The sequence below is a fragment of the Kamptonema sp. UHCC 0994 genome (assembly GCF_029167235.1).
GTDB lineage: Bacteria > Cyanobacteriota > Cyanobacteriia > Cyanobacteriales > Microcoleaceae > Kamptonema.
Map to the genome: position 1 here is coordinate 1 of NZ_JARFTR010000275.1, position 23297 is coordinate 23297.

Genomic DNA, 23297 nt, shown 5'->3' on the forward strand with positions numbered 1-23297 from the left:
GGCGGCGTTACAAACAATTAACAGCAGTGCAGATGGTAGAAAGCTACAATAGCAACTAATCAGCTTGAAAGTACGTCTGAGTGGTTAGTGCTTTTTGTTCTTTCGCCTAATAAATTATATGTTTAAATTTTTCTCACCTTTATCGATCGCCTTTAATCGTTTCTGGTTTAGTTATCGACGTGCTTACCGTCGAGCTGTTTATGTGTTGTTGTCTCTTTCGGTAATTGCCAGTATTTGGCTGGTTTCGCCTCATCCGGGTCAGGCAATATCTTTGCCAGAGCTAATTTTTCGCGGTATTCAGGTAATACAATTGTCAAATCTTTCTGACCGCCAAGAAGTTTCTATTGGCGAACAGATTAATAAAGAGTTAACGGGTAGCGAAGTTAAAATTTATCGCGATCGCGCGGCCACTAGATACATCGATCAAATCGGTCAGCGGTTGGCTCAACAGAGCGATCGCGCCAATATCCCTTATACTTTCCAGATTGTTGATGATGATAATATCAATGCTTTTGCTACAATGGGCGGTTTTGTTTATGTGAATAAGGGTTTGATGGTGGCGGCAGATAATGAAGCACAGTTAGCCAGTGTTATCGGTCACGAAATTGGGCACATCGTGGCTAAGCATTCGGTTAAACAAATGCGTCAAATGGCGATCGCGCAAGGAGTGGCCTCTGCTGCTGGACTGGATCGAAATGTGGCCGTACAGATTGGTGTAGAATTAGCTTTGCGTCGTCCCCACAGTCGAGAGGCGGAATATCAAGCGGATCAATTGGGATTGCGAATGCTAGGAAAGGCTGGCTATGCTCAATCTGCGATGATTGAGTTTATGAAAAAGCTGCTAAATAAGTCTTCGCCTCCTACGTTTTTGAGCACTCACCCGGCAACTAGCGATCGCATTGCTGCTATGAGTCAATCTATAGATCCTACTCGTGCAGATCGGGGAGAAGGGTTGAATAATGGAGCCTACAGACAAAAAATTAGTCAGTTTTTAGGATCTTAACTGTTAGTTGTTAGTTGTTAGTTGTTAGTTGTTAGTTGTTAGTTGTTAGTTGTTAGTTGTTAGTTGTTAGTTGTTAGTTGTTAGTTGTTAGTCGTTTGAAAAATCGTGTCCTAATCGCCTTGGCGACTGCTATATTAATTACCTGACAATTTCCATTTTGGTAACTAGCATTTCTTGGCGCGTTTTGCCACAGGGTTCAATGCTTTGACAATCATTGACATTACTCATGGTATAAGTTAAGCGAACTTTCTTGTTTAAAAATTGAGCTTTCTTTGCACAAATCTCAAAACTTGCACCAACTCTTCGCTCAGTATTTTGCTCATCAATCAATGTCGCATAACACATAATATCCCCATCAACTAAGCTTTTTACCGTTCCGACTTGTGGTAAAGTAGGGTTAGTTGTAGACCCGTTATTACGATTAGCAAAATAGCTCTGTAAATAGGCTGTGCGTTCAGAAGTAACTCGCTCTAAACATCCCGTATATAGTAATGGTTCCAAAGTTCCACCCAAAGCTTCCGCCGCTTCAAAATTGCAAGTTGCATCACGAAACGTAATCCATGCTCTCTGTGCTTGAATTAGTCTATTTTTGTATTCACCGCTTAATTTGGAGATATTTTGTTGATATACTTGATTCAGTTTTCTGTCTGCTACTGTATAGCTATCTGATGCACATTTTCTCATTTCTAATGTATTACCATTAGGATTACATTTAACAGCTTGAGCTATTAAATATTCTGATTGAGCTTGACTGGAAAATGACATGACGGAGGATAATGTCAGTGCAGTTAACAGAAGAGAATTTGTGATGTTTTTGATCATGATTGTTTTAAATTTGCTTGCGTGGTCGATCTTTGCATTGAACCCAACAGAGTACATTTATTGAATTTTATATTACTTATGTACTCCGACTAAAGAAACCCGGTTTTATCGCCTCCATACTATCGCGCCGCAGGAGGAGATAAAACGTCAACATCATTTTCTAATTTACTTTGCTCCAAAACCGTTTCTAAAATAGGAGAAGGCATAGGCACTTCCTCAACTATGGGATGTTTTTCCAAAATCAGCCGAGACTGCGAAGCACCAGATAACCGCTTCAACAATTTCGGCTTCGGATCGTGTAACAAGTATATAATCCGATCGCCAGCCAACCAATGCTCGCCAACCGGCACTACCTGCAAATACCCGTCTCTTTCTATTAGTAAAGGTAATAACTCTTCCGAAGCAATTAAAGCTTCTAAATGAGCAACTTGAAATTCTAAACCAGACTCTTTGAACTGAGTTTCTCCCAACTTCACCTCCCCATCAGTTAGATACTTATTCCAAGTCTTAAGCGGCAAATCTGGAATAAAAGCTTGATTAATCTTAGTATTATTAGTCGATCCATTTGCAGCGCGAGGGAAAATAGCTAAAACCCTTGGAGGTTTAAACTCTTCTGCCGCTCTTTGTGCCAATACTAAATTTACCTCACCATTGGTTGTCATTGCTAAAAAAGTTCCCATTGAAGCAAGTCCCGCCTCTTCTAAAATGGTATGATCCAAGGCGCTACTTAAGAAAACTTGCAAACCCTCCTGTTCTGCTTGCAGACAACCTGCTTCGTCAGTATCAATCATTACAGCAACTTCTCCCCGTTCTTTAAATAAACGGGCAATTAATCGGCTCAAAGGATTTGACCCAACAATTACAGCACCAGTCACAGACGTAGAAGTAATGCCTAAAAGTTGAGCCACCCATCCCGCTGTCAATCCTTGGACAAAAACCGTCATAATAATTGTTAGGAAGACTAAAGCTTTAATCGAGTCGCCGCCATTGATTCCTCGCTGAGTCAACAAAATAGCAAATAGAGAAGAAACAGAAGCAGAAATTATCCCTCTGGGAGCAACCCAGCAAGCAAATAGTTTTTGTTGCCAATTTAAACCGCTATTCCAAGTGCAAAGCCAGATATTAATTGGTCGCACTATCCACATTAAAGCTAAAACTGTGAAAAAACTTCCCCAACCGAGTGCGACAATACTGGCTAAGGATAAATCTGCTGCTAAGAGGATGAATAAGACTGAAACAGCCAGGATTGTCAGTTGACCTTTAAACCTTCTCAGGAGCCTTTCTTCTGGTAATGATGCCGATCGCAATACGATTCCTGCTAAGACTGTAGCCATCAATCCTGATTCGCTGCTGATCGATTCTGCTAAGGCAAACATCCCCCACAAACCCGCTAAGACTACAAGATTTTTTAGGTCTTCCGAGAGAAAGCGCGATCGCAACAAAATTAACCCCAGCAGCCAACCTCCTACTACCCCAATACCTCCCCCTATAAGCAATCGTAGGATTAATTCTTGAAACAACCCGAATAAATCAGGATTACGATTCAAAACAATATTAAGTACCAATACTGCTAGAATTGCACCAACGGGATCGATTAACACACCCTCTGCTTCCAGCATTGTTGCAACTTGGCGATCGACAGATATATGTTTGAGTAATGGCCCGATCACTGTAGGCCCTGTGACTACTACCAAAGAAGCATAAAGAAAAGCGATCGACCAGGGAAATTCCCCCAACCAGTGAGCGGCCATACCACCGCCCATCAGCGTAATTAAAGTGCCGAGAGTAACTAAATTGCGGATGCTGCCAGAAACGCGCCCCAAGTCTCTAAACTCTAAGTTCAGGCCACCTTCAAACAGAATTAGCGCTACTAAGAGAGACACGATCACCTCTAAACCACTACCTAGCAAATTCGGGTGTATCACTCCCAAACCGCTTGGCCCTGCGATCATCCCGAATAGTAGTAAGAAAACAATAGCAGGAACTTTTAGGTAGTCAGCTAAAACTTGAGCGCCAATCCCGCAGATGACAACGATCGCCATCAACACGGTGATATTAAAGGAGATTTCCATATAAGCTACTCAACAAGAGTTATGAACTGGGAATTGGTAATTGGTAATTGGTAATTGGTAATTGGTAATTGGTAATTAAAGGTAGTACCTACCCAATTGAAAAGTAGGGGCGAAGCATTCCGGCAGTAAATCTCGTGCAGTCTTTCCCATAACTTATATACCGGAATGCTTCGCCCTACAAAATTGGGACGATCCCATTGAAAACTCATAAGTTAAAAGTCCTCAAGGATTACCACCACTAGCAGCACGCCACCTGCGGTCAAAGTCAGTGAGAACCGTCGAAGAAAGTTGCGATTGTAACCAGTTTAAGGATTGGTCTTGGTTGGGTAAACCGCGATAATATTTGCAAACATCAATTAGGCGGATGCTAGCTGTAGTTTCAGGTACGGGTATTTGACCCCGCCACCTTTGGGCAAATTCTGTCAAAATTTTCGTGGAAAGTTGCGATTGCAGCCAATCTAAAGCCTGATCTTGGTTGGATAAGCCGCGATAATATTTGCAAACGTCCAAAAGCCGCACGAATGTAACTTGGGGTACGGATTGGTTTCGCCATATTTGAGTAAATTCGCCGAGGAGTGAGGGGGGAATTTGGCTTTGCAACCAGATCAGGGCAATATCTTGGTTAGTGTTGGCTTTATAAGCCAGACATACATCAATCAGGCGGATTCCCCCTAGAGGTACTGGTGTGGGAGTGGGCGTGGGTAATGGTGTGGGTTTTGGGGCTGGTACTGGTGATGGGATGGGCGATGGCGATGGACTAGGTAAACTGCCGCTGGGAAATTTACTCAGCAGGGCTGTTAAAGTTTTGAGACCAACAATACCGTCAGCTTCTAGTCCCTGAGATTTTTGAAAGGCGATCGCAGCGGATTTTGTACTGGTACTGTAGTTACCATCTATGCTTCCCTGATAAAATCCTTTATTTTTCAAATGTTTCTGGATTTCTTGGACTTTTGGCGCGGGACTGCCTTCTCGCAAGCTTTCAAAGATGTTAACATCTACCGATCCTGCTACTCCGGCTACACTACCTTTATCCGTATATTGCCAGAATGTCCAGCTATTCCAACCGCCGGGAACCCAAGGTTCTTGGGCAGTAGTATAGTGGGCTATCCATAGGGGGTAATCGGGGAAACGTTTTGTGCCTAAGTTGTCCCAGAACCCTGGGTAAGTGTAGATGATCGGTCGCATATTTGTTGCTTTTTCGACTGCTTCGAGCCAAATTGCCATGCGATCGCAAATCTCCGTTGCACCCAAACCACCTGTACTCTCAACATCTAAAACTGGTGGCAAATCTCCCGATTCTAGTTTTACTGTTTTCAGAAACAAATCGATTTGCGCTTGAATGCTACTGGCGGGCCGAAAGAAGTGATAAGCGCCGCGCTGAATACCCGCCGTTTTCATCGCCGCCCAATTGCGGGCGAAAGTCTCGGCGACAAAGGTTGTGCCTTCTGTTGACTTGACAAAGGCAAAGGTAATGCCGCTGTTGGCAACTGCTTGCCAGTTGACGTTTGGTTGGTAGTCGGAAACATCTATACCGCGAATGCTCATAAAGTTTGCACAAAGGTTTTAAAAGTTTGTTTGTCTGAAGGTGACACAAGATTAAGGGTACAGTGAAGAGGGCGGAAAGTTTTGAGTTTTGAGATTGCTTCAGTTTGCTTCAGTTTGCTTCAAATTGCTTCGTACCTAGCAAGTGCGATTAAGCTTGCCTGGTAAAGTTAAACCTTACGGGTAGGCCACGCCAACGCGGTGCATGAGTTTTGAGTTTTGCTAAATTCTTGGTTAAACCTGACCTGTCAACAGTGCCATCCCACCAGTAAATTCTGTACTCTAAAGTGTTATAGCTCAGATAATAGGATTAACAACCAATATTATTATTTTACAGGAGTTTGTAAAAGTGAACATCAGTCGTATTGAACCGGGGCCTGGCCAAGAGTCTGTCTGGGACTACCCGCGTCCGCCTCGGATTGATGACTCAACCAAGCACGTCCAGATAATTTTTAATGGGATGGTTATTGCTGATACCCATTCCAGCAGGCGGGTATTAGAAACGAGTCACCCTCCTTTTTACTATATACCTCCAAGTGACATCCAGATGACTAATTTGCTCAAAACTTCGCGAACATCTTGGTGCGAGTGGAAAGGACAAGCCGGATATTACGCTATTAATGTCGGAAATAAGCAGGTTCCTGATGCTGCTTGGTTTTATCCTAATCCCATTCCAGCTTTTGAGTCTATTAAGGATTACGTGGCTTTTTACCCCGGTTTGATGGATGCCTGTTATGTTGATGGGGAATTGGTACAACCGCAATTAGGCGATTTTTATGGCGGCTGGATTACTAAGGATATTGTCGGGCCTTTTAAAGGTGGGCCTGGTACTTGGGGTTGGTAGGCATAGCCCACCGCAGGCATCGCAAGATTTAGTTTAAACTTCACACCGCAAATTCTCAGCTAAGTTAGGCAGATCGTGACAATAATTAACTTCAACAAGCACATGAGAAAGAGATGAAATATGGCTGAGTAGATTTTTATAATACTCAGGTGTTTGAGGATAATGTGTAACTAGGGAAATTGTTGCCGCCAAGTGATTTTGACCAATATGCCAAATGTGTAAATCAGTGACGCGATTATCAGCATTTTCTTCAATAGCAGTCACAATATCTAACTTAATTCGCTTATCAATAGCTCCATCAAGTAAGATTAAACCAGTGTCACGAACCAAACCATAAGACCATTTTGCAATGACTCCTGCACCAACTAAGCCCATCACTGCATCCATCCAAACCCAACCCAAAAATTTGCCAGCAAATAAGGCAACAATTGCAAAGACAGAAGTTAGTGCATCTGCCAAAACATGAAGGTAAGCAGCACGAAGATTGTGGTCAAGATGCTCGTGGTGATTGTGATGATGGTCGTGATGATGGTCGTGATGATCTTGCAATAACCAAGCACTTGCTAGATTGACTACCAACCCGATAACAGCAACACCAATTGCTTCATTAAACTGAATTGCTTGAGGTTGGAAAAGACGTACTGCTGACTCAAGTGCCATAATAAAAGCAATTACCGCAAGTGCAACAGCGCTAGCAAAACCTCCAAGAACACTAACCTTACCCGTTCCAAATGTATATTTAGGGTCAGTTGCATGACTCCGAGCATACTGGTATGCAAAGACTGCAATCCCAAATGCTGCCACATGAGTTGCCATGTGCCAACCATCAGCAAGCAAAGCCATTGAACCAAAGATTGTTCCAGCTATAATCTCCGCAACCATCGTGACTGCTGTTAGCAACATTACTACCTTAGTATTTTTCTCTGCACGATCCTGGTTAACAGAAAAGTCGTGAGAATGTTGCCATTGTTCAAGATTATGGATGTGCATAATTTTTTTAAGAAATTGGGTTTGATAGACTGAATCTAGCTTACCTTAATCAGGTAATGCAAATCCTGTGCGAGGATCGCTGATATACAAACCAAGAACTAACGATTCCATCACCGTATCCCAGACAGGAATCATGCGCTCCGCATCATCAACCCAATAATCAAAAGTAATTAAACACTGAACACCAGAACCTAGTCCAATACAAATTCGAGAATAAGCTTCCCGATGTTCTACAGGATCTATAAATTTGATTTGAGTCCAAATAACGCGGGCAGTTTGGCGCTTAAATTGAATAATTTCTCCTTGCTCGATTGCATTCCGCTCATCATCTTTGACTACTTTCTTGAATAGGGGAAGCAGCGGAAACTCTGGCCAGTTACCAGGGGGTAACAAATTAAAAGAAGCCTCTAATCGAGCATCATCTTTGGGTGGTTTTTTATCTAGAAACCGGAATGACTTCTCGTCCGGTTCAAAATACCAATCCTGGGGAACATCGAACCGCAAGGCCCCTCGCCCAGCTACAAAGATCCGAGTTCCTGGCTCTGATTTCCAGTTGTGATCTTCTTTTAGCTCTAGCGTTTCCTTCAGCCAATTGTATTTTTTGCGTTTAGACATGGCCGCTCTATTTTTGACTTCTCTATTATTGTACTGTTAACGGTTAACCGTTAACAAAGAGTTGGGTTTCGCTTCTCGCTTCACCCAACCTACATTTTACTGTTAACCGTTAACAAAAAGTTGGGTTTCGCTTCGCGCTTCACCCAACCTACATGAAAAATTCTACTACGGCAGTCAAAAATTCTCATTCTAACTAACTTTCATCGGCCCCAAATACTTCGTTAAATAAGGCGAAAACACCTCATAAATTAGCGTCAACGGCTTACCATAATGCCAAAATAAATAATGTCTACCCCAAAACGGGCCCGACTCTCCAAAAGCCGACTCCAAAGCCGCCGACTCACCATAATAAATCCCTTGCACATCCCTATATAATTCCGTCCGCAACCGGGCTAAACTTGCCCAAATTGGCAGCGATTTATTCTGCAAATATTCATCAACATGACTCGCTTCCCACCAAGAAGTCGCATAAGCTAAACGCTGTCCCGAAGCTGTTCGCAGCCACACTTGCCTACGTAAACGCGGCCCTGGTACTGCTTCAATTTGCACAGGAGCACCATCTTTATCAACACCAACTAGCGACATATCAATCACATCCACTTCTGTCGGTTCCCCAGTCATCAGTTGCAGGTGGCGCGTAGGGGAACCGTCCCCTAGCAGCAATATCTGCCATGCTGGTGCTAACTGGGTATGTGGCAAACCCTTCTGCACAATGTCCTCACCGCCTTGCCATGAGGCATTAAGAGCATACCAGGGTGCAGGTAGAATCAGGCTGTTTGTAGGTTGGAATATAGCAGTCAAAGGTTGTTACAAAACTTAACGGCTATTCTATGATATCGCGATTTGCCGATTGCAGGAAGAAGGAAGAAGGAAGAAGGAAGAAGGAATAAGAGAGCAGAGGAGAGGGGAAACAGGGTGACAGGGGAACAAGGAGGATTTTCCCCCATTTAGCAATTAGCAATTACCAATTACCAATTACCAATTACCAATTACTTAACGATGTTCATGTAACCAAGCAAAACCTGCACCGATGGCTTCAGCAAGAATACTGACAAAACGATAGAGAGCAACTGCACTAACAATTAATGCTGGAGAAAATTGCCGATCTAGAATTGCGATCGCGGTAGCTTCAAAAACCCCCAATCCTCCCGGTGCTCCCGGTATCACTAAGCCTAAAACATAGGCAAAACTAAAGGCACTAAATAATTGAGGAATCTCGCTAAATTTTATAGGAGTCAAAGCAGTTAAGGTCATTAAAAAACCGCCACCTCGCAATCCCAAAAAAATGATTTCTCCCAATAAAGGCAGGAAGGGATAGCGTTTAATTTGAGGTATGGAATTGGTAATTGGTAATTGGTGATTGGTAATTGGTAATCGTTCGGATTCATCAAAGCTATTATTTAATTGGTTTTTGTCTTGATTTGTATTACCGCTTTCCTGTGTTTTATTTTTACTACCTAAACCTTTCAATTTGCCCACATATTGAACTAATGGATTTAAAATATTAGGGTGGACGCTCATCAAAACTGCGGCTAAACTGAATACCTGTAAAGCTCGATTTTGCGACGTACTGCCGATCGAAGCAATTAGCAAAGCAGCAGCGGCCATCAGTAGCGGTTCTAGCAAAACACTGAGAGTAGCAATTGCCGCTGGGACTCCGCCTTCTCTTGCTGCCTGAATGCGACCCCAAAAGTGCCAAATATTTCCGGGTAAATACTTCCCGATATTAGTTTTCAGGAAAACTCGGATACCCCAAACAGTATCAACAGATTGATTAAATTCTCGTAAAATCCATAGCCACACCCAACCCGCCCAGATATGAGAAAGTAAAGTAACGCTAAGTGCGATCGCGAGCATGACAACACCCGTCGTGTCAATGCGGATGGCGGCCACTTCTTGCCAGTGATCTTTAAAAGCCTTAGCGACAAATAAGAGAGTACCACCTAAAATAAAATAGCGTAGGTATGGCTTGAGGCGGGAGCTAACAAGCTTAATTAAGTTGCTAACTCGCTGAAAATTTTGCTGTACCATTAATTAATAGTGTTAAAGATCGAGATCAATCTATCAGGCTGCGGCATCGCTTCTATTGATACTTGTCAGGGGTAATAGCGATAGTTGGACGCGATCGCGCGTTTTGGACAAGTATATCGCTCTTCTCAGGTAGATGAGGTATAACTGGTAATTGGAGTTGTTAGGCACTTACCTTACTTACTACATAAGCATGATAAGAGGGCTAAAGCCCAACTACGTACCTCACTTATCTAAAAATCTAACCACTTACAAAAAAATCATTATATGGCAGGCCCTAGCGCTGACGGCAGTTCCTATCTCTTAGACGATGGCCCCAACAGTTTAACCTTAACTCCGGGCTTTTTGGCTCCTTACCCAAACGGACTATTTGCCCTCGGTGGCAATGATTTTATCGTCGGTTCAGCGGATGCTGAACAAATTAGTGGCGATTCCGGCAACGATCGCATTCTTGGCGGCGGCGGTGCAGATATCCTATTAGGAGGTGCCGGTAACGACTTCCTCAACGGTGGTCAAGGTAACGACTTCCTCATCGGAGAAGCAGGTAGCAATACCCTCCAAGGAGGTCGAGGAGATGACTTACTGATCGGTGGCGACGATGACAACATACTTGTAGGGGACTTCGGCAAAGATACCCTCGTTGGTGGCATCGGTCTAGATATCTTCATCCTTCGTACCGATGCAGCAACACTAGACCCAGGTGCGGCCGATATTATCGGCGACTTTGACATTTTCTCTGATTTTATTGGATTAACTGACGGCCTGACCGAGGACGATCTGACTTTACAACAAGTTTCCCTGACTCCTGGCAGTACGGACACCCTGATTCAAATTCGGCAGTCTGGTGCTATTTTGGGAATTGTTCTTGATGCCTCCCCCGATGACTTGAGCGGAGCTTTCTTCCCTGCTACCAATCTATTAGGCAATGAACTCAACCAAGCTCGCGATATTGGGGTACTTAACGGGAATCAAACTGTTAGCGACTTCGTGAGTACGGCTAAACCAGATGACATCTACCGCTTTACTATTCCTAGTATTAGTGATTTCCAATTAGTTCTCAGCGATTTGAGCGCTGATGCCGATGTTGCCATTATTAAAGACATCAACGGCGACAAATCTATTGATGTCACAGATATTATCGATTCCTCCAAACATCCAGATACAGAACCAGAGCAAATTACTATTGATTCCCTCTCCGCAGGAACCTATTACGTTAAGGTTTATCAATACGATGGCGACACTAATTTCAGATTGAATCTGTCTGCAAAACCCAGCACCACAAACTCAGAAGGTGGTATCGGTACGCAGAATTTTGACACTCGCTTCGGGTTTGGTTTGGTAGATGCAGCCGCCGCTGTTGCTCGCGCTGTAAACGCTCCTACTTTCCCAGATGTTCCTGATTTGGGTGGAGATGAATGGGGACGGGATTTAGTCAAAGCTCCCGAAGTTTGGGCGAAGGGAATTACTGGGGAAAATGTAATAGTAGCCGTTCTAGATAGCGGCGTTGACTACAATCACCCCGACTTGTCGGACAATATGTGGACAAACTTAGGCGAGACTGGTGTTGATAGTAACGGTATCAATAAAGCTAATAACGGCATTGATGATGATTTCAACGGTTTTATTGACGATTTTCGCGGGTGGGATTTTATCGATAACGACAATGACCCGATGGATGAAAACAGTCACGGCACTCATGTATCTGGCATCATTGCTGCTAAACAAGATGGTGTTGGTATTACTGGGGTTGCTCCTAATGCCAAGATTATGCCTTTGAGGATACTTAACGCTGAAGGGTCGGGCAAAACTGACAATGAACTTGCTGCTATTCGCTATGCGATCGCAAATGGAGCAAGTGTAATTAATCTGAGTGTAGGCGGTACAACATTGGAAACCGAAGAACTCGAAATGATTCGCTTTGCAGAATCTAGGGGTGTGGTTGTGGTTTCGGCTGCTGGTAATGACTCTGGCCCTCGCCCAGATTACCCAGCTCGCTTTGCTTCCGAAGTGGGAATTGCTACAGGTTCAGTAGACCGCAATCAGAAGCTTTCTTCCTTCTCCAACCGTGCGGGTGCTACAGTCCTCAATTATGTGGTTGCGCCAGGAGGAGAAGGGGGAGATCGAACTCAGGACGATATTTATTCGACAGTACCGCTATCTTTCCCTGGTGTTCCCTATCGCTACTACGCAGGTACTTCGATGGCGACACCGCACGTATCTGGAGTAGTGGCTTTGATGCGACAAGCTAATCCTAATTTGACGGCGGCTGAGATTAATAGGATTCTGGTTGAAACAGCGAATAGTTCTGGGGTGAGTGTTTAAAATGGTCTACCTTAAGTAGAGAGAATATGTAGTAATTGCGTAAGTCCTATTTTAGTAAAAACGTGCAGCTCAAACAGGTAATCATCGCCCACAAAGCCAGAGATGCCCAAAGCCAGCAATGGGCCGAACAGTGTGCGCGGCAGTTGGAAAGTCGAGGCTGTAACGTTTTGATGGGGCCATCCGGTGCGAAGGATAACCCCTACCCAGTATTTTTGGCTTCTCGTACTGGAAAGATCGACTTAGCAGTAGTGCTCGGCGGTGATGGTACGGCCCTTGCTGCGGCTAGACATCTTGCTCCTGATAACATCCCCATTTTAGCGGTGAATGTGGGGGGACATTTGGGGTTTTTAACTGAATCTTTTGAAGATTTTAAGGAAACTGAACAGGTTTGGGATCGGTTGTTGGAAGATCGCTATGCTGTGCAGAAGCGGATGATGTTACAGGCGGCGGTATTTGAGGGCGATCGCACTAATATGGAACCAGTAAGCGATCGTTTCCTCGCCCTCAATGAAATGTGCGTCAAGCCAGCCTCGGCTGACAGAATGCCGACTTCTATCCTAGAAATGGAGGTAGACGGTGAAGTAGTCGATCAATATCAGGGAGACGGTTTAATAGTCGCCACTCCTACGGGTTCGACTTGCTACACGGCTTCTGCCAATGGCCCAATTCTGCACCCCGGAATGGAAGCGATCGCAGTTACTCCCATTTGTCCTTTAAGTCTCTCCAGTCGCCCAATTGTTCTACCTTCCGGCTCTGTAGTTAGCATCTGGCCCTTGGCGGACTACGATCTAACTACTAAACTCTGGATGGATGGCGTTATGGCTACTGCTATCTGGCCAGGACATCGCGTAGATGTGCGGATGGCAGACTGTAATGCAAAATTTATCATTCTGCGAGAAAACTATTCTTATTACCGCACTTTAAGAGAAAAGCTTCAATGGGCCGGGGCCAGAATTCCCTACACTAATAATCATCGGAATTAACATTAATTAGTAATTGGTAATTGTAATTGGTAATTATTATTGAATAATTGAGCTCATCTACCTTTTTAATTGAGTAAAATTATCAGCTTTTCTAGCTTGTAGTTTAGCCATCTTTGACCGCAAGTTAATGATGAAAAGCCTAAAAATCGGTAAAGATTAAAAGCGACGGTGGTTAGGAGTGATAAATTAGTGACTGCTATGTAGTTATGTCGAGGCCATATATCTTCCTTAAAAATTACATCTTTTACCCAATGTAACTGATTTTCAATCAGCCAATGACCTCGAATTTTTGACGCAAATATTTGCGCTGATGCCGATAAGCTGCTAATGTAATAACTAATATTTTCATAATCTTTTTTGGTGCGAGTGCCACTTCTTTCCACTTTAATTAAACTGGTAATATTACCCCATTTTAATCTCTCAAAATCCTTGAGTTTCTGGGGAGGAATATCAAAGACAGATACCTTTCTAACCAGGTGACGACCATGACTAATATCTACGGATTCTGCTTGACTTTAATGACATGATTACATTAGGACTTACGCACCCAAGCAAAGAAACCGGGTTTTTTTACGAAAATACTTCGTTATGACCCACAGATTCTCTCAAAAACCCGGTTTCTGGGACTCCCTGCGTAAGTCCTATATTTATATCCGACTACTGAGCAGTCTGTAACTGGAGAGTAGGATAATCAGTGTAACCCTTCTCATCACCCCCATAGAAAGTAGAGCGATCGTAAGGATTCAAAGGCACATTCAAAGCAAACCGTTCCGCTAAATCAGGATTAGAAATATACCATCTGCCAAAAGCAATCAAATCCGCATCTCCCCTCGCGATCGCAGCATCAGCCAATTCCCGATTATAGCCCCCCGCCGAAACGATCGTTCCCTGGAAAATAGAACGGAAATATGCCGTGTTTAACTTCCCCTTCTCCTCAGCCACACCCTCATAAGCTCTCGGTTCCACCAAGTGCAAATAAGCCAGCCCAAAACGGTTCAAAGCATTAACAACGTAAGTAAACAAAGCTTTAGGATTAGAATCGTTCATACCGTTAAAAGTACCACTGGGTGACAGCCGCACACCCACTCGATCTGCACCCCAAACACTCGTCACCGCTTCCACTACTTCCAGCAGTAAACGGCTACGATTCTCGATCGATCCGCCGTAAGCATCTTGACGATGGTTAGCATTATCTTGAAGAAACTGATCGAGCAAATAGCCATTAGCGCTGTGGATTTCTACCCCATCAAAACCCGCCGCGATCGCATTTTGGGCAGCACTACGATATAGCTCCACAATCCCAGGAATTTCATCAATTTCCAAAGCGCGAGGCGTAACATAAGGCTTAGGCCCAGAATAAGTAGATGCTTCACCTTCAGGCGCGATCGCACTCGGCGCTACCGGCAAAGCTCCCTCCGGCTGTAAGTCAGGATGCGAAATCCGCCCAACGTGCCACAATTGTAGGAAAATGCGACCCCCGTGACTATGCACAGCCTCCGTCACCAGTCGCCAACCTTCCACCTGCTCAGACGAGTAAATCCCCGGTGTTTGAGGATAACCCAAGCCTTCGGGAGCAATTTGCGAAGCTTCCGTAATAATTAATCCCGCACCCGCCCGCTGAGCATAATAAGCTGCATTCAGCGTACCCGGCACATTTCCCGCTCCCGCCCGGTTGCGAGTTAAGGGAGCCATCACCAGTCGGTTAGGCAAAGAATAAGGGCCAACTTGAACAGGCGAAAGAACGTTTTTCTCAGTAGCAGCCATAGTATCCTCTGTGAAAGAGCAATATCGATCGAGTAATTACAGACAGACAGGCAATCCCAAATCCGGCTTTACTATCGCCTTTATTGTCATTGCGAGCTCCGCGAAGCAATCGCAGAGACTAGGCGATTGCTTCGCGGAGCTCGCAATGACGGATTATTGCTAATAAAGGGGATGACTAACCCAGATTTGGTATTACCCATTGATTCTTTAGTCCGCGCAGGCGGACTTCGTTTGTGTAGTAGCGGTTTCAACCGCCGACTCCAATGAAGTAGTCAAACAACCATTTAACTAAAAAGTCTAATCACTTTGCCGCCAATAGTCAAGTAGTTATTTAACTATTTCAGAAAAGCCCCTAGCAGCGTAAGATAGAGATAACCACCAACTTAAATTCCCCACACCAACTGCTGATGACGGATAGTTGCGACGACTTCCAAGCGATACCTCTCCCAGTTCCCGCCAAAAGCGACGCTGAGCTCCGAGTGAGGATTTTTGCTGCACTTTCTGACCCGACGCGCTTGCGAATTGTTGAGCTTTTAGCCAAGCAGGAGGAAATGAGCGGTTCAGAAATTGCTGCTGCTGTCAGGATTAGTCTCGCCTTATTTTGCCATCACTCGAAAATTTTGGCTGCCGCCGGTCTAATCCAAATTCGCAAAGAAGGTCAGACTAAGTACAATTCCCTGAATCGCGAATTACTAATCTGTTGTTTTGCTAATTTTTTTCAATAACTGAAAAAAACTCTCCCTAGCGACTAATAATTAACAACTAACATCAATATTCCAGGTAAAAAGTATCTAATTTTTTTGTGTCCGCAATGCTTTTAGGAGTTGCTGGTTGAGTTATATCAGGAACGCCTTGGCGAAATTCTAGAGTTTTTTTTCCGACTTCAACCACCTCATTGTTAACAACAACTAAGCGTTTCTGTAACTGTTGCTTTCGCTCTTCCAAAACACGCAATTCTTGTTGAATCCGCTGCTTTTCCATCGCCAACTTGTAAAGCTCTAGCTGCATTGAAGCCTCAGTCTTGGGACGAGGCATTGTGCTAATCTTGGGTCGGATATTACCGCGTGCGCGAAGAAAAGACATAAACAACTCCTATTATATTTCTAATAGTAGACGGGGGCTGCAACGCTCTTTCTTCTAATCAAATTAAATGATAGCAGCACCCACATTACAAGAATCCGTCTGCTAAATAGCTAGACACAGATTACCGCAGATGTTAAAATTATATCATACTATTAACATAATCTTGTGGAGTCCCATCAGTACAACCTTCATACTTACGCTCTGCTCAAAACTCCTGCCGAACCTCTAGACTTGCCTAGTGGAATTGCGGGTGAAGTTGAGATTTTCAGTAGCGATCGCCTATCTGCGATCGTAGAACCAGAAGTATCTGTAGCATCCTTTGAAGATGACAGCGATCGCTTAATGCAGGCAGTTTTAGCCCACGATCGCGTAATCTGTCAAGTATTTCGCCAAACTTCAGTTTTACCCTTACGCTTCGGGACTTACTTCGCTTCAACAGCCACCTTGCAGACGTACCTAAAATCTCACAGTCAACAATACCTAGAAAAGTTAGAACAACTTGATGGCAAAGGTGAATATAGCTTAAAGTTTATACCCCTTTTACCGCCAGAGGAACCCTTAGCTTCGGAAACAGGAGGAAGGCAATATTTTCTAGCTAAAAAGCAGCGATATCAACAAATTCAAAACTTTAATGATGCCCAAGCAGCAGAGTGGCAAAAAGCCTGCGTAATTGCTACCGAAAATTATCAATCAGCAATAGTCGAACCAACAGCAGATCGGGAAGGGCAAATTTATCTTTTAGCCAATCGTCAAGACGAATCTTTACTGCTAGAACGATATCAGAGTTTGCAAGAAACTTGTCCTCACTGGGAACTAAAACTAGGAGAAGCCTTACCTCCTTATCACTTTTTGTGAAGCGAAAAATTGCTAGCAGTTAACAGTTAGCAGTTAGCAGTTAACAGTTAACAGTTAACAGTTAACTGCATAGCCAACTTCTGTTATATAATAGTAAGATGCGGCGATCCTCAAGTCGTAGCAAAACTGAAAAAAATCAACTGCTAATGCCCCCAATTCAAAAGCAGGGGGAAATCAAGCTTCACATCTACTGATTGGATCTAGCCTGCTGGCAGTATTTTGTTAAGGTGGAAGTATGCGAGTAAAACTGGGCTTAGCCTGAGACTGCCTCTGGCAAATCTAAAGGCTGCTAGTCCCTTAGCTACTCAGTGACAAAAGTATCCTCTGGTCTCTGCTACTGGGAAATTAGCGGTTTACAGATGTCCCAGAAAGGAACTGCATTAAATATCTAGGGTGCATTGGTGTGTTTAGGAGAGCTAGAAAACTGGTACTTTGCGCCGCGATCGCAACTGTTTAGTTGCTTCTGCGGTCAGATACTACCTTTTCTTTTCTCCTTGGGTTGTGCTAGGGTTAGCCGCGTTCTTAGAGCTGCTGGGAAATGCCAGTCGCATTTTTAGGGGTTTATGTTTTGCCAAATCCCTTAAGGTAACAATATATTTGCATTAGGCTGGTTGCGTTAGCGCCTCCAAGCATACTAGCAAGAGGCAAGCTCCGTTACAAATCAAAATGGAACTGTGCTTAAGCAACCTGTCCGGTGTGAGGATGTGGTGCGGAATTAACTCTGGATGCCAATATTTTGGAAGTAGGAGTGAAGTAGAGTTGCGCCAACCGCGCCTTCAGAGCCTAGTAGCCAACCCGCTAGCCACAGTCAGGTTTTCCAGCAAATTTCACTCTTAGCCCCCTGATGTTTATCCCCTCTGTTAGTGTGGCCATCAATCGCAATCCTCTCACGGCGACTCCTCAAACGTCCGTGGAAGATGCGATCGTGCAGATGAGTAGCGCTGGTGTTAGCTATGTACTGGTAGTAGAGCAACAGCTAGGTACAGGATTTTCGACAGGGGAACAAAGTAAAAAAGCAGAGGCAAATGGTAGGGGAGCAGCATCTTTTTTAGCTCCGACAGTCTCCCCTGCAACTATTCTGGGGATTCTGACAGAGCGAGATATTATACAGCTCAATTCGATTGGCGCAAGTTTAAAGGGATTTCCGCTCTCGCAAATCATGATTCGCTCTGTGATCTCAGCACGAGAATCCCAAATTCCAGACATTTTCACCCTATTCGCTCTCCTCCGCAAACACCAAATCGGCCACCTACCAATTGTCAGCGACTCTGAGGAGCTAGTGGGTATGATTACTCCTCAAAGTTTCCTGGAAACAGGATTCGGGATGGGGGACTGGGGATGGGAGATTGGGGAAGATAGGGGAGGTAGGGGAGGTAGGGTGGCTAAATCTCCCCCGTCTTCCCCATCTTCCCCATCCCCGCCCCTCCTACTTCCCGCTAATTTAATCAAAGTCGGTCAAATTCCGCAAATTCACCAATCGAGAATCATTCACGCACCGGCTAATTCTTCTGTGCGCTATCTCGCGCAACTGATGTTCAAACATAACGCTAGTTACGTACTGATTATTGAAGGGGGAAACGGTCAGGAAGTAGAAATTAACGGCTCCGGTAGCCCTGAAAGCCATAAAAAACAGACCGGTAAACTGGTTGGGGCTGTTAGTTCCCGCGATATTTTGCAGTTGCAAGCATTGGGGCTTGACTTGAGCAAAACTAGAGCGATGACAGTATGCAGCAACTCGCCGCTGCCGATTAGAGCGCGGGATACTCTGGAATCGGCTCTGGGTATGTTGCAAAAAAACTACGGCCAACTGCCTTTAGTTATGGTCAACGATGCGGGGCATCCTACGGGTATTGTTAATCCTAGAACTATTCTTTTGCAAGCTCTGGACTCGCGATCGCTACATTCTGGGTTGGTAGGGTTACAACGCCAAATCGAATTGTCTAGTTCTCAACTGCACAAAGCTGAGATTGAGGTAAATCGCCTTAAAGCCGATCGCCAACAAATCGAGGAGGCTTTTAAAGATAGCTCAGAACGGGCAAATCTTGCGATCCGAGCTAATAGCGATGGGATTTGGGATTGGAATATCCAAACTGGGGAGGTGTTTTACTCAGTGCGTTGGAAAGAGATGTTAGGCTGCGATCGCCACGAAGTCTCTAACACAATTGAGGAATGGTTTAACCGCGTTCACCCAGACGATGTTAATGACTTAAGGGCAGCTTTAGAAGAGCATTTAGGAAACAAGACTCTTTACTTCGTTACTGAGTCTCGGATGTTGACCAAAGACGGGAGTATTGTCTGGGTACTTGCTCGCGGCCAAGCGCTGCGAAATACCACTGGCGAACCCGTGCGAATGGTGGGAACTAATACAGATATCACTCAAAGTAAGCAGTTAGAGATCGATCTTCGGGAAAATGAGGCGCAGTACGCAAAAGTGCTTACAGACCTCAAGGAAACAGCGATTTTCCAGATAGATACGGCAGGTGTTTGGACTTTTCTCAATCCAGCTTGGGCGACGATTACAGGTTTTTCGGTTTCTGAGTGTTTGGGTACTAATTTTTGGGATTGGATTCATCCAGAAAATCAAGCAGAATGTGAAAGTTTATTTCAGTCTTTGATTACATTACAGTCGGAATTTTATCGGCGCGAATTACGCTTTAAAAAGTCCGCAGTTGCCGATAGAGGATTGCAAATTATTACTCCTGAATCCTTTATAGATCGTGCTTTTATTACGGTCGAAATGTTTGCTCAGGTAATGCTGGATTCCCAAGGTGCAGTTACAGGAGTTTTTGGGACGCTGCGTGATATTTCTAATCAGCTTGAAGCTGTGGAAGATTTGCGGGAAAGTGAGGAAGCAATTCGAGCACTTTATGAGGTAACTCTAGGGATAAATGGCAGTTTTGAGGAACGAATTTCTCGCTTGTTGGCGATGGGATGCGAGCGGTTTAGGATGGATATTGGACTTTTGGGGAAAGTGGCGGGCGATCGCTATGAGGTAATTGCGGCTTATTTACCAGAGAATTTTCCCTTCGGATTTGCTAAAGGAGACGGCTTTGCTTTAGGGAGAACTTTTGAGCGCGAGGTAGTGCGATCGCTAGAACCAATTTCTATCGAATCCGCTGGAACTTCTCAATGGCGACACCACCCCGCTTATACAGTCCGCCGCTTAGAAGCTTTTATCGGTGCTCGTGTGATGGTGCAGGGTCGAGTTTACGGTACTCTTAGTTTTACCTCTCCCGCTGGTAGATCGCCGTTCAAAACAGTAGAATTAGAAATTCTAAAGTTAATGGCGGTTTATATTGGCACTGAAATTTCACGGGAAGAACGGGAACAAACTTTACAGCGCCAATATCAGCGAGTTTTGTTATTAAAGCAAATTACTCAGAAAGTTCGTTCTAAGTTAGATACGCAAGAGATTTTTCAAACTACGGCTACCCAGATTGGTCGAGTGTTTGGCGTAAATCGCTGTACAATTCACAGCTATATTATTGAACCTTATCCCCATCTCCCTTGCGTAGCTGAATATTTAGAACCGGGCTATGAATCTACTTTAGATTTAGAACTTTCTGTTACTTATAATCCTTATACAGAACAGTTACTTGCTGAAGATACAGCATTAGCTTCTCCAGATGTTTTTGCCGATCCGCTGTTGGAATCTTCGGCTCCTATGTGCCGCAGAATTGGGTTAAAGTCTATGCTTTCTGTTCGTACTTCTTATCAAGGTGAACCGAATGGAATTATTACTTTACAACAGTGCGATGTGACTCGCCAGTGGACAACAGATGAAATTGAACTATTAGAAGATGTTGCCGCTCAAGTAGGTATTACCCTTGCTCAGGCACACCTTTTAGAGACGGAAGTTAAAAGGCAGCAACAGTTAGCAGAGCAAAACGAAGCTTTAGAACAAGCACGACAGGCGGCAGAAGTTGCTAACCGAGCTAAAAGTGAATTTTTAGCTACTATGAGTCACGAAATTCGCACTCCGATGAATGCGGTAATCGGCATGACTGGTTTACTTTTAGATATGGATTTAACTCCAGAACAACGAGATTTTGTAGAGACAATTCGGACTAGCGGCGATGCTTTATTAACTATAATTAATGATATTCTAGACTTTTCTAAGATTGAATCGGGAAAAATGGATTTAGAGCAGCATCCCTTTGAGCTGCGGACTTGTATTGAAGAATCTTTGGATTTGCTTGCTCCTAAAGCTTCAGAAAAAGGTTTAGAATTAGCTTATTTAATTGATTCTTCTGTCCCCTCTAAAGTATTAGGAGATGTCACCAGACTGCGCCAAATTTTGGTCAATCTTCTTGGCAATGCGGTCAAATTTACAGAATCGGGAGAAATTGTGGTATCTGTTACGGCGCGGAAGATTTCAGAGCGCAATAGCAATGGGATAGAAGCCTATAAATTACCGCTATCTAATTATCAAATGCCTGTTCCTTACGAAATCCAAATTGCTGTTAAAGATACGGGAATTGGAATTCCGACCGATCGGATGGATCGCTTATTTAAGGCTTTTTCTCAAGTGGATGCTTCGACGACGCGGCAATATGGAGGAACGGGTTTAGGTTTAGCAATTAGCCAGCGTTTGAGCGAGATGATGGGCGGTAAAATGTGGGTAGTTAGCAAGGCTGCACCTGTAGCTGGAAATTCTCATTCTCCCCCAGTTGGGACACGGCAAAGTATGGCTGGAACTCCCCCAGAACATTTTGTTGATTCGGAAATATTAGAGTCTGGTTCTATTTTTTATTTTACGGTTATTGCCCAAGCTGTTGAGTCTCGATCTGTGGAGGAACCACCAGAGTTTCTTAAGGGCAAACGCTTGTTAATTGTGGAAAATCATGCTACTAATCGACAAGTTTTGATTAAGTTATCTCAGTATTGGGGAATGATACCGATTGCTGCTGCAACAGGGGTGGAAGCTATGCAATTGCTTCAACAAAATCCAGAGATTGATTTGGCAATTTTGGCGATGAATTTGACAGATATGGATGGCATAGCTCTAGCGAATAAGATTCGCAATTTTGAGCTAGGTTATTCGCCTTTAGTTAATGGCTCGGAGATAGTTGGGAATGAACCAGAGCGACGAGTACCGATGGTGATGTTTACTTATTTAGGTAAGGCAGAAGTATGGAAAAAACTTGAGAATGCAGAAATTAATTTTGCCGGATTCTTAACTAAGCCTCTGAAGCAATCTCAATTTTATAATGTATTACTACAAATTTTAGGGGATGGGGGAGCTAGAAGTAAAAAGACCGAAATTGCCGATGTTGGTAGTGTGAATTCGGGTATGAAGCATTCCCCAAATATGAAAGAACACTATCCTGGGCAGCAGACTAATGAAATTGTACCAGCGACTAGCAATGGGGTACGGCAAAATATTTCTTCTGCGGATAATCTTCGCAATGGTAATCAGATCAGGATTTTATTGGCAGAGGATAATTTAGTCAATCAGAAAGTGGCTACGCACTTGCTAGAAAGAATTGGATATCGAGCAGATATTGCGGGTAATGGATTGGAGGCTTTAGAGGCTTTGAGGAAGCAATCTTATGATGTCGTGTTGATGGATGTGCAAATGCCTCAGATGGATGGATTAGAAGCGACGCGCCGTATTTGCCAGGAATGGCCAGAGGAGTTTAGACCCCGGATTATTGCGATGACTGCTAATGCAATGCAAGGCGATCGCGAAAAGTGTTTGGCTGCGGGTATGGATGATTATATTACCAAGCCTGTCCGCCGTGAAGAATTGGCTAATGCTTTAAGTAAATGTAAGCCTATTTTGAAAGATGGAGCTAATATTTCCGGGTTGCAGGATTCAGGTTTTTTAGGTCAATCTGATAATTCGGTTATCCCTTCATCTTTCTCTCTTTCTCCTGATAAAAATCCACCGATCGATCTTCAAATCTTGCAAAGTCTCCGCGAACTTGATGATGATGATGATGAACCGGATTTTTTGACAGATTTAATTAAGATTTTCCTTGGGGATGCGCCTCGATATTTGGATAGTATTAAGGTAGCGATCGCGGCTGGTGATGCTGATAATTTGAAGGTGGCATCTCATACGCTGAAATCCAGTAGTGCTAATTTAGGAGCGATGGTTTTATCAGAGTTATGTAAGGAGTTGGAATATATGGCTCGCGCTGTTAGTGAAGCAGGGGAAGAACAGGTTTTTGATTTAGGAATAGCTCACGATTGGTTGTTACAAGTTGAGGCTGAGTGGCAAAGGGTGCGGACAGCTCTTGAGCAGGAAATTAAGTCGTTTCCGATGAAATCGGAATCATTTAATTAGTTGGAGCTACTTAGCTGAGTTTGCAAAGGAGGATTTACGACATAATTGTTTGTAACGCCGCCCTCTGGGCGGTTTGTTTACC

General features: G+C 44.0%; 17 protein-coding genes and 1 pseudogene. 7 read left to right on the forward strand and 11 right to left on the reverse strand.

Translation table 11 applies throughout. From position 1 onward, the window contains the following. Window positions 1-118: 118 nt before the first annotated feature. Complete coding sequence (locus tag PY364_RS24410) at window positions 119-1003, forward strand: M48 family metallopeptidase (RefSeq protein WP_275570301.1); 885 nt, start codon at window positions 119-121, stop codon at window positions 1001-1003. A 138-nt stretch (window positions 1004-1141) separates the two neighbouring features. On the opposite strand, the gene PY364_RS24415 is transcribed toward PY364_RS24410, so the two are convergent. The 4 genes from PY364_RS24415 to PY364_RS24430 form a co-directional block, all read right to left on the reverse strand. After that, window positions 1142-1825, reverse strand: a complete 684-nt coding sequence (locus PY364_RS24415; protein ID WP_275570302.1) for a lysozyme inhibitor LprI family protein — start codon at window positions 1823-1825, stop codon at window positions 1142-1144. A 119-nt stretch (window positions 1826-1944) separates the two neighbouring features. After that, window positions 1945-3897, reverse strand: coding sequence for a cation:proton antiporter (locus PY364_RS24420; RefSeq protein ID WP_275570303.1), 1953 nt, complete (start codon window positions 3895-3897; stop codon window positions 1945-1947). Window positions 3898-3902: 5 nt separating this feature from the next. Beyond that, entirely contained in the window at window positions 3903-4106 is a 204-nt protein-coding gene (locus PY364_RS24425; protein WP_275570304.1) for a hypothetical protein, read from the reverse strand. A 13-nt stretch (window positions 4107-4119) separates the two neighbouring features. Further along, the gene (locus tag PY364_RS24430; protein ID WP_275570305.1) at window positions 4120-5442 is read right to left on the reverse strand and encodes a GH25 family lysozyme; all 1323 of its coding nucleotides are present in this window, start codon (window positions 5440-5442) and stop codon (window positions 4120-4122) included. Between the two features lie 346 nt (window positions 5443-5788). On the opposite strand from PY364_RS24430, the gene PY364_RS24435 reads away from it, so the two are divergent. Further along, window positions 5789-6283, forward strand: a complete 495-nt coding sequence (locus PY364_RS24435; protein ID WP_275570306.1) for a DUF427 domain-containing protein — start codon at window positions 5789-5791, stop codon at window positions 6281-6283. A gap of 33 nt (window positions 6284-6316) precedes the next feature. On the opposite strand, the gene dmeF is transcribed toward PY364_RS24435, so the two are convergent. The 4 genes from dmeF to PY364_RS24455 all read right to left on the reverse strand — a co-directional run bounded on the left by dmeF (window position 6317) and on the right by PY364_RS24455 (window position 9919). After that, window positions 6317-7273, reverse strand: a complete 957-nt coding sequence (dmeF, locus tag PY364_RS24440; RefSeq protein WP_275570307.1) for a CDF family Co(II)/Ni(II) efflux transporter DmeF — start codon at window positions 7271-7273, stop codon at window positions 6317-6319. A gap of 45 nt (window positions 7274-7318) precedes the next feature. After that, window positions 7319-7888, reverse strand: a complete 570-nt coding sequence (locus PY364_RS24445) for a hypothetical protein (RefSeq protein ID WP_275570308.1) — start codon at window positions 7886-7888, stop codon at window positions 7319-7321. Window positions 7889-8077: 189 nt separating this feature from the next. Then, window positions 8078-8680, reverse strand: coding sequence for a chorismate lyase (locus PY364_RS24450; RefSeq protein ID WP_275570317.1), 603 nt, complete (start codon window positions 8678-8680; stop codon window positions 8078-8080). A gap of 201 nt (window positions 8681-8881) precedes the next feature. Continuing rightward, the gene (locus PY364_RS24455; RefSeq protein WP_275570309.1) at window positions 8882-9919 is read right to left on the reverse strand and encodes a UPF0104 family protein; all 1038 of its coding nucleotides are present in this window, start codon (window positions 9917-9919) and stop codon (window positions 8882-8884) included. Window positions 9920-10183: 264 nt separating this feature from the next. On the opposite strand from PY364_RS24455, the gene PY364_RS24460 reads away from it, so the two are divergent. Next, entirely contained in the window at window positions 10184-12238 is a 2055-nt protein-coding gene (locus PY364_RS24460; protein WP_275570310.1) for a S8 family serine peptidase, read from the forward strand. Window positions 12239-12300: 62 nt separating this feature from the next. After that, the gene (locus PY364_RS24465; RefSeq protein WP_275570311.1) at window positions 12301-13221 is read left to right on the forward strand and encodes an NAD(+) kinase; all 921 of its coding nucleotides are present in this window, start codon (window positions 12301-12303) and stop codon (window positions 13219-13221) included. A 65-nt stretch (window positions 13222-13286) separates the two neighbouring features. On the opposite strand, the pseudogene PY364_RS24470 reads toward PY364_RS24465, so the two are convergent. Beyond that, window positions 13287-13718, reverse strand: a pseudogene (locus PY364_RS24470) (ISAs1 family transposase); the annotation flags it as partial. A gap of 160 nt (window positions 13719-13878) precedes the next feature. Further along, window positions 13879-14985 (reverse strand): alkene reductase, encoded by a 1107-nt coding sequence (locus PY364_RS24475; RefSeq protein ID WP_275570312.1) that lies wholly within the window; start codon window positions 14983-14985, stop codon window positions 13879-13881. Between the two features lie 407 nt (window positions 14986-15392). Between PY364_RS24475 and PY364_RS24480 the strand changes: the two genes are divergently transcribed. Continuing rightward, entirely contained in the window at window positions 15393-15710 is a 318-nt protein-coding gene (locus tag PY364_RS24480) for a metalloregulator ArsR/SmtB family transcription factor (RefSeq protein ID WP_275570313.1), read from the forward strand. A gap of 43 nt (window positions 15711-15753) precedes the next feature. Here PY364_RS24480 and PY364_RS24485 read toward each other — a convergent pair whose 3' ends face one another. Continuing rightward, entirely contained in the window at window positions 15754-16068 is a 315-nt protein-coding gene (locus tag PY364_RS24485; RefSeq protein ID WP_275570314.1) for a hypothetical protein, read from the reverse strand. A 165-nt stretch (window positions 16069-16233) separates the two neighbouring features. On the opposite strand from PY364_RS24485, the gene PY364_RS24490 reads away from it, so the two are divergent. Then, window positions 16234-16923 carry a GvpL/GvpF family gas vesicle protein gene (locus tag PY364_RS24490; RefSeq protein ID WP_275570315.1) on the forward strand — a complete coding sequence of 230 codons (690 nt, stop codon included), beginning with the start codon at window positions 16234-16236 and terminating at the stop codon, window positions 16921-16923. Between the two features lie 844 nt (window positions 16924-17767). Further along, on the forward strand, window positions 17768-23215 hold the full coding sequence (locus PY364_RS24495; protein ID WP_275570316.1) for a response regulator: 5448 nt from the start codon (window positions 17768-17770) through the stop codon (window positions 23213-23215). Window positions 23216-23297: the final 82 nt, after the last annotated feature.

Coding starts and splice junctions, on each gene's coding strand:
- PY364_RS24410 (WP_275570301.1), top strand. CDS start 119: ATGTTTAAATTTTTCTCACCTTTATCGATCGCCTTTAATCGTTTCTGG.
- PY364_RS24415 (WP_275570302.1), bottom strand. CDS start 1,825: ATGATCAAAAACATCACAAATTCTCTTCTGTTAACTGCACTGACATTA.
- PY364_RS24420 (WP_275570303.1), bottom strand. CDS start 3,897: ATGGAAATCTCCTTTAATATCACCGTGTTGATGGCGATCGTTGTCATC.
- PY364_RS24425 (WP_275570304.1), bottom strand. CDS start 4,106: ATGAGTTTTCAATGGGATCGTCCCAATTTTGTAGGGCGAAGCATTCCG.
- PY364_RS24430 (WP_275570305.1), bottom strand. CDS start 5,442: ATGAGCATTCGCGGTATAGATGTTTCCGACTACCAACCAAACGTCAAC.
- dmeF (WP_275570307.1), bottom strand. CDS start 7,273: ATGCACATCCATAATCTTGAACAATGGCAACATTCTCACGACTTTTCT.
- PY364_RS24445 (WP_275570308.1), bottom strand. CDS start 7,888: ATGTCTAAACGCAAAAAATACAATTGGCTGAAGGAAACGCTAGAGCTA.
- PY364_RS24455 (WP_275570309.1), bottom strand. CDS start 9,919: ATGGTACAGCAAAATTTTCAGCGAGTTAGCAACTTAATTAAGCTTGTT.
- PY364_RS24460 (WP_275570310.1), top strand. CDS start 10,184: ATGGCAGGCCCTAGCGCTGACGGCAGTTCCTATCTCTTAGACGATGGC.
- PY364_RS24475 (WP_275570312.1), bottom strand. CDS start 14,985: ATGGCTGCTACTGAGAAAAACGTTCTTTCGCCTGTTCAAGTTGGCCCT.
- PY364_RS24480 (WP_275570313.1), top strand. CDS start 15,393: ATGACGGATAGTTGCGACGACTTCCAAGCGATACCTCTCCCAGTTCCC.
- PY364_RS24485 (WP_275570314.1), bottom strand. CDS start 16,068: ATGTCTTTTCTTCGCGCACGCGGTAATATCCGACCCAAGATTAGCACA.
- PY364_RS24495 (WP_275570316.1), top strand. CDS start 17,768: ATGTTTATCCCCTCTGTTAGTGTGGCCATCAATCGCAATCCTCTCACG.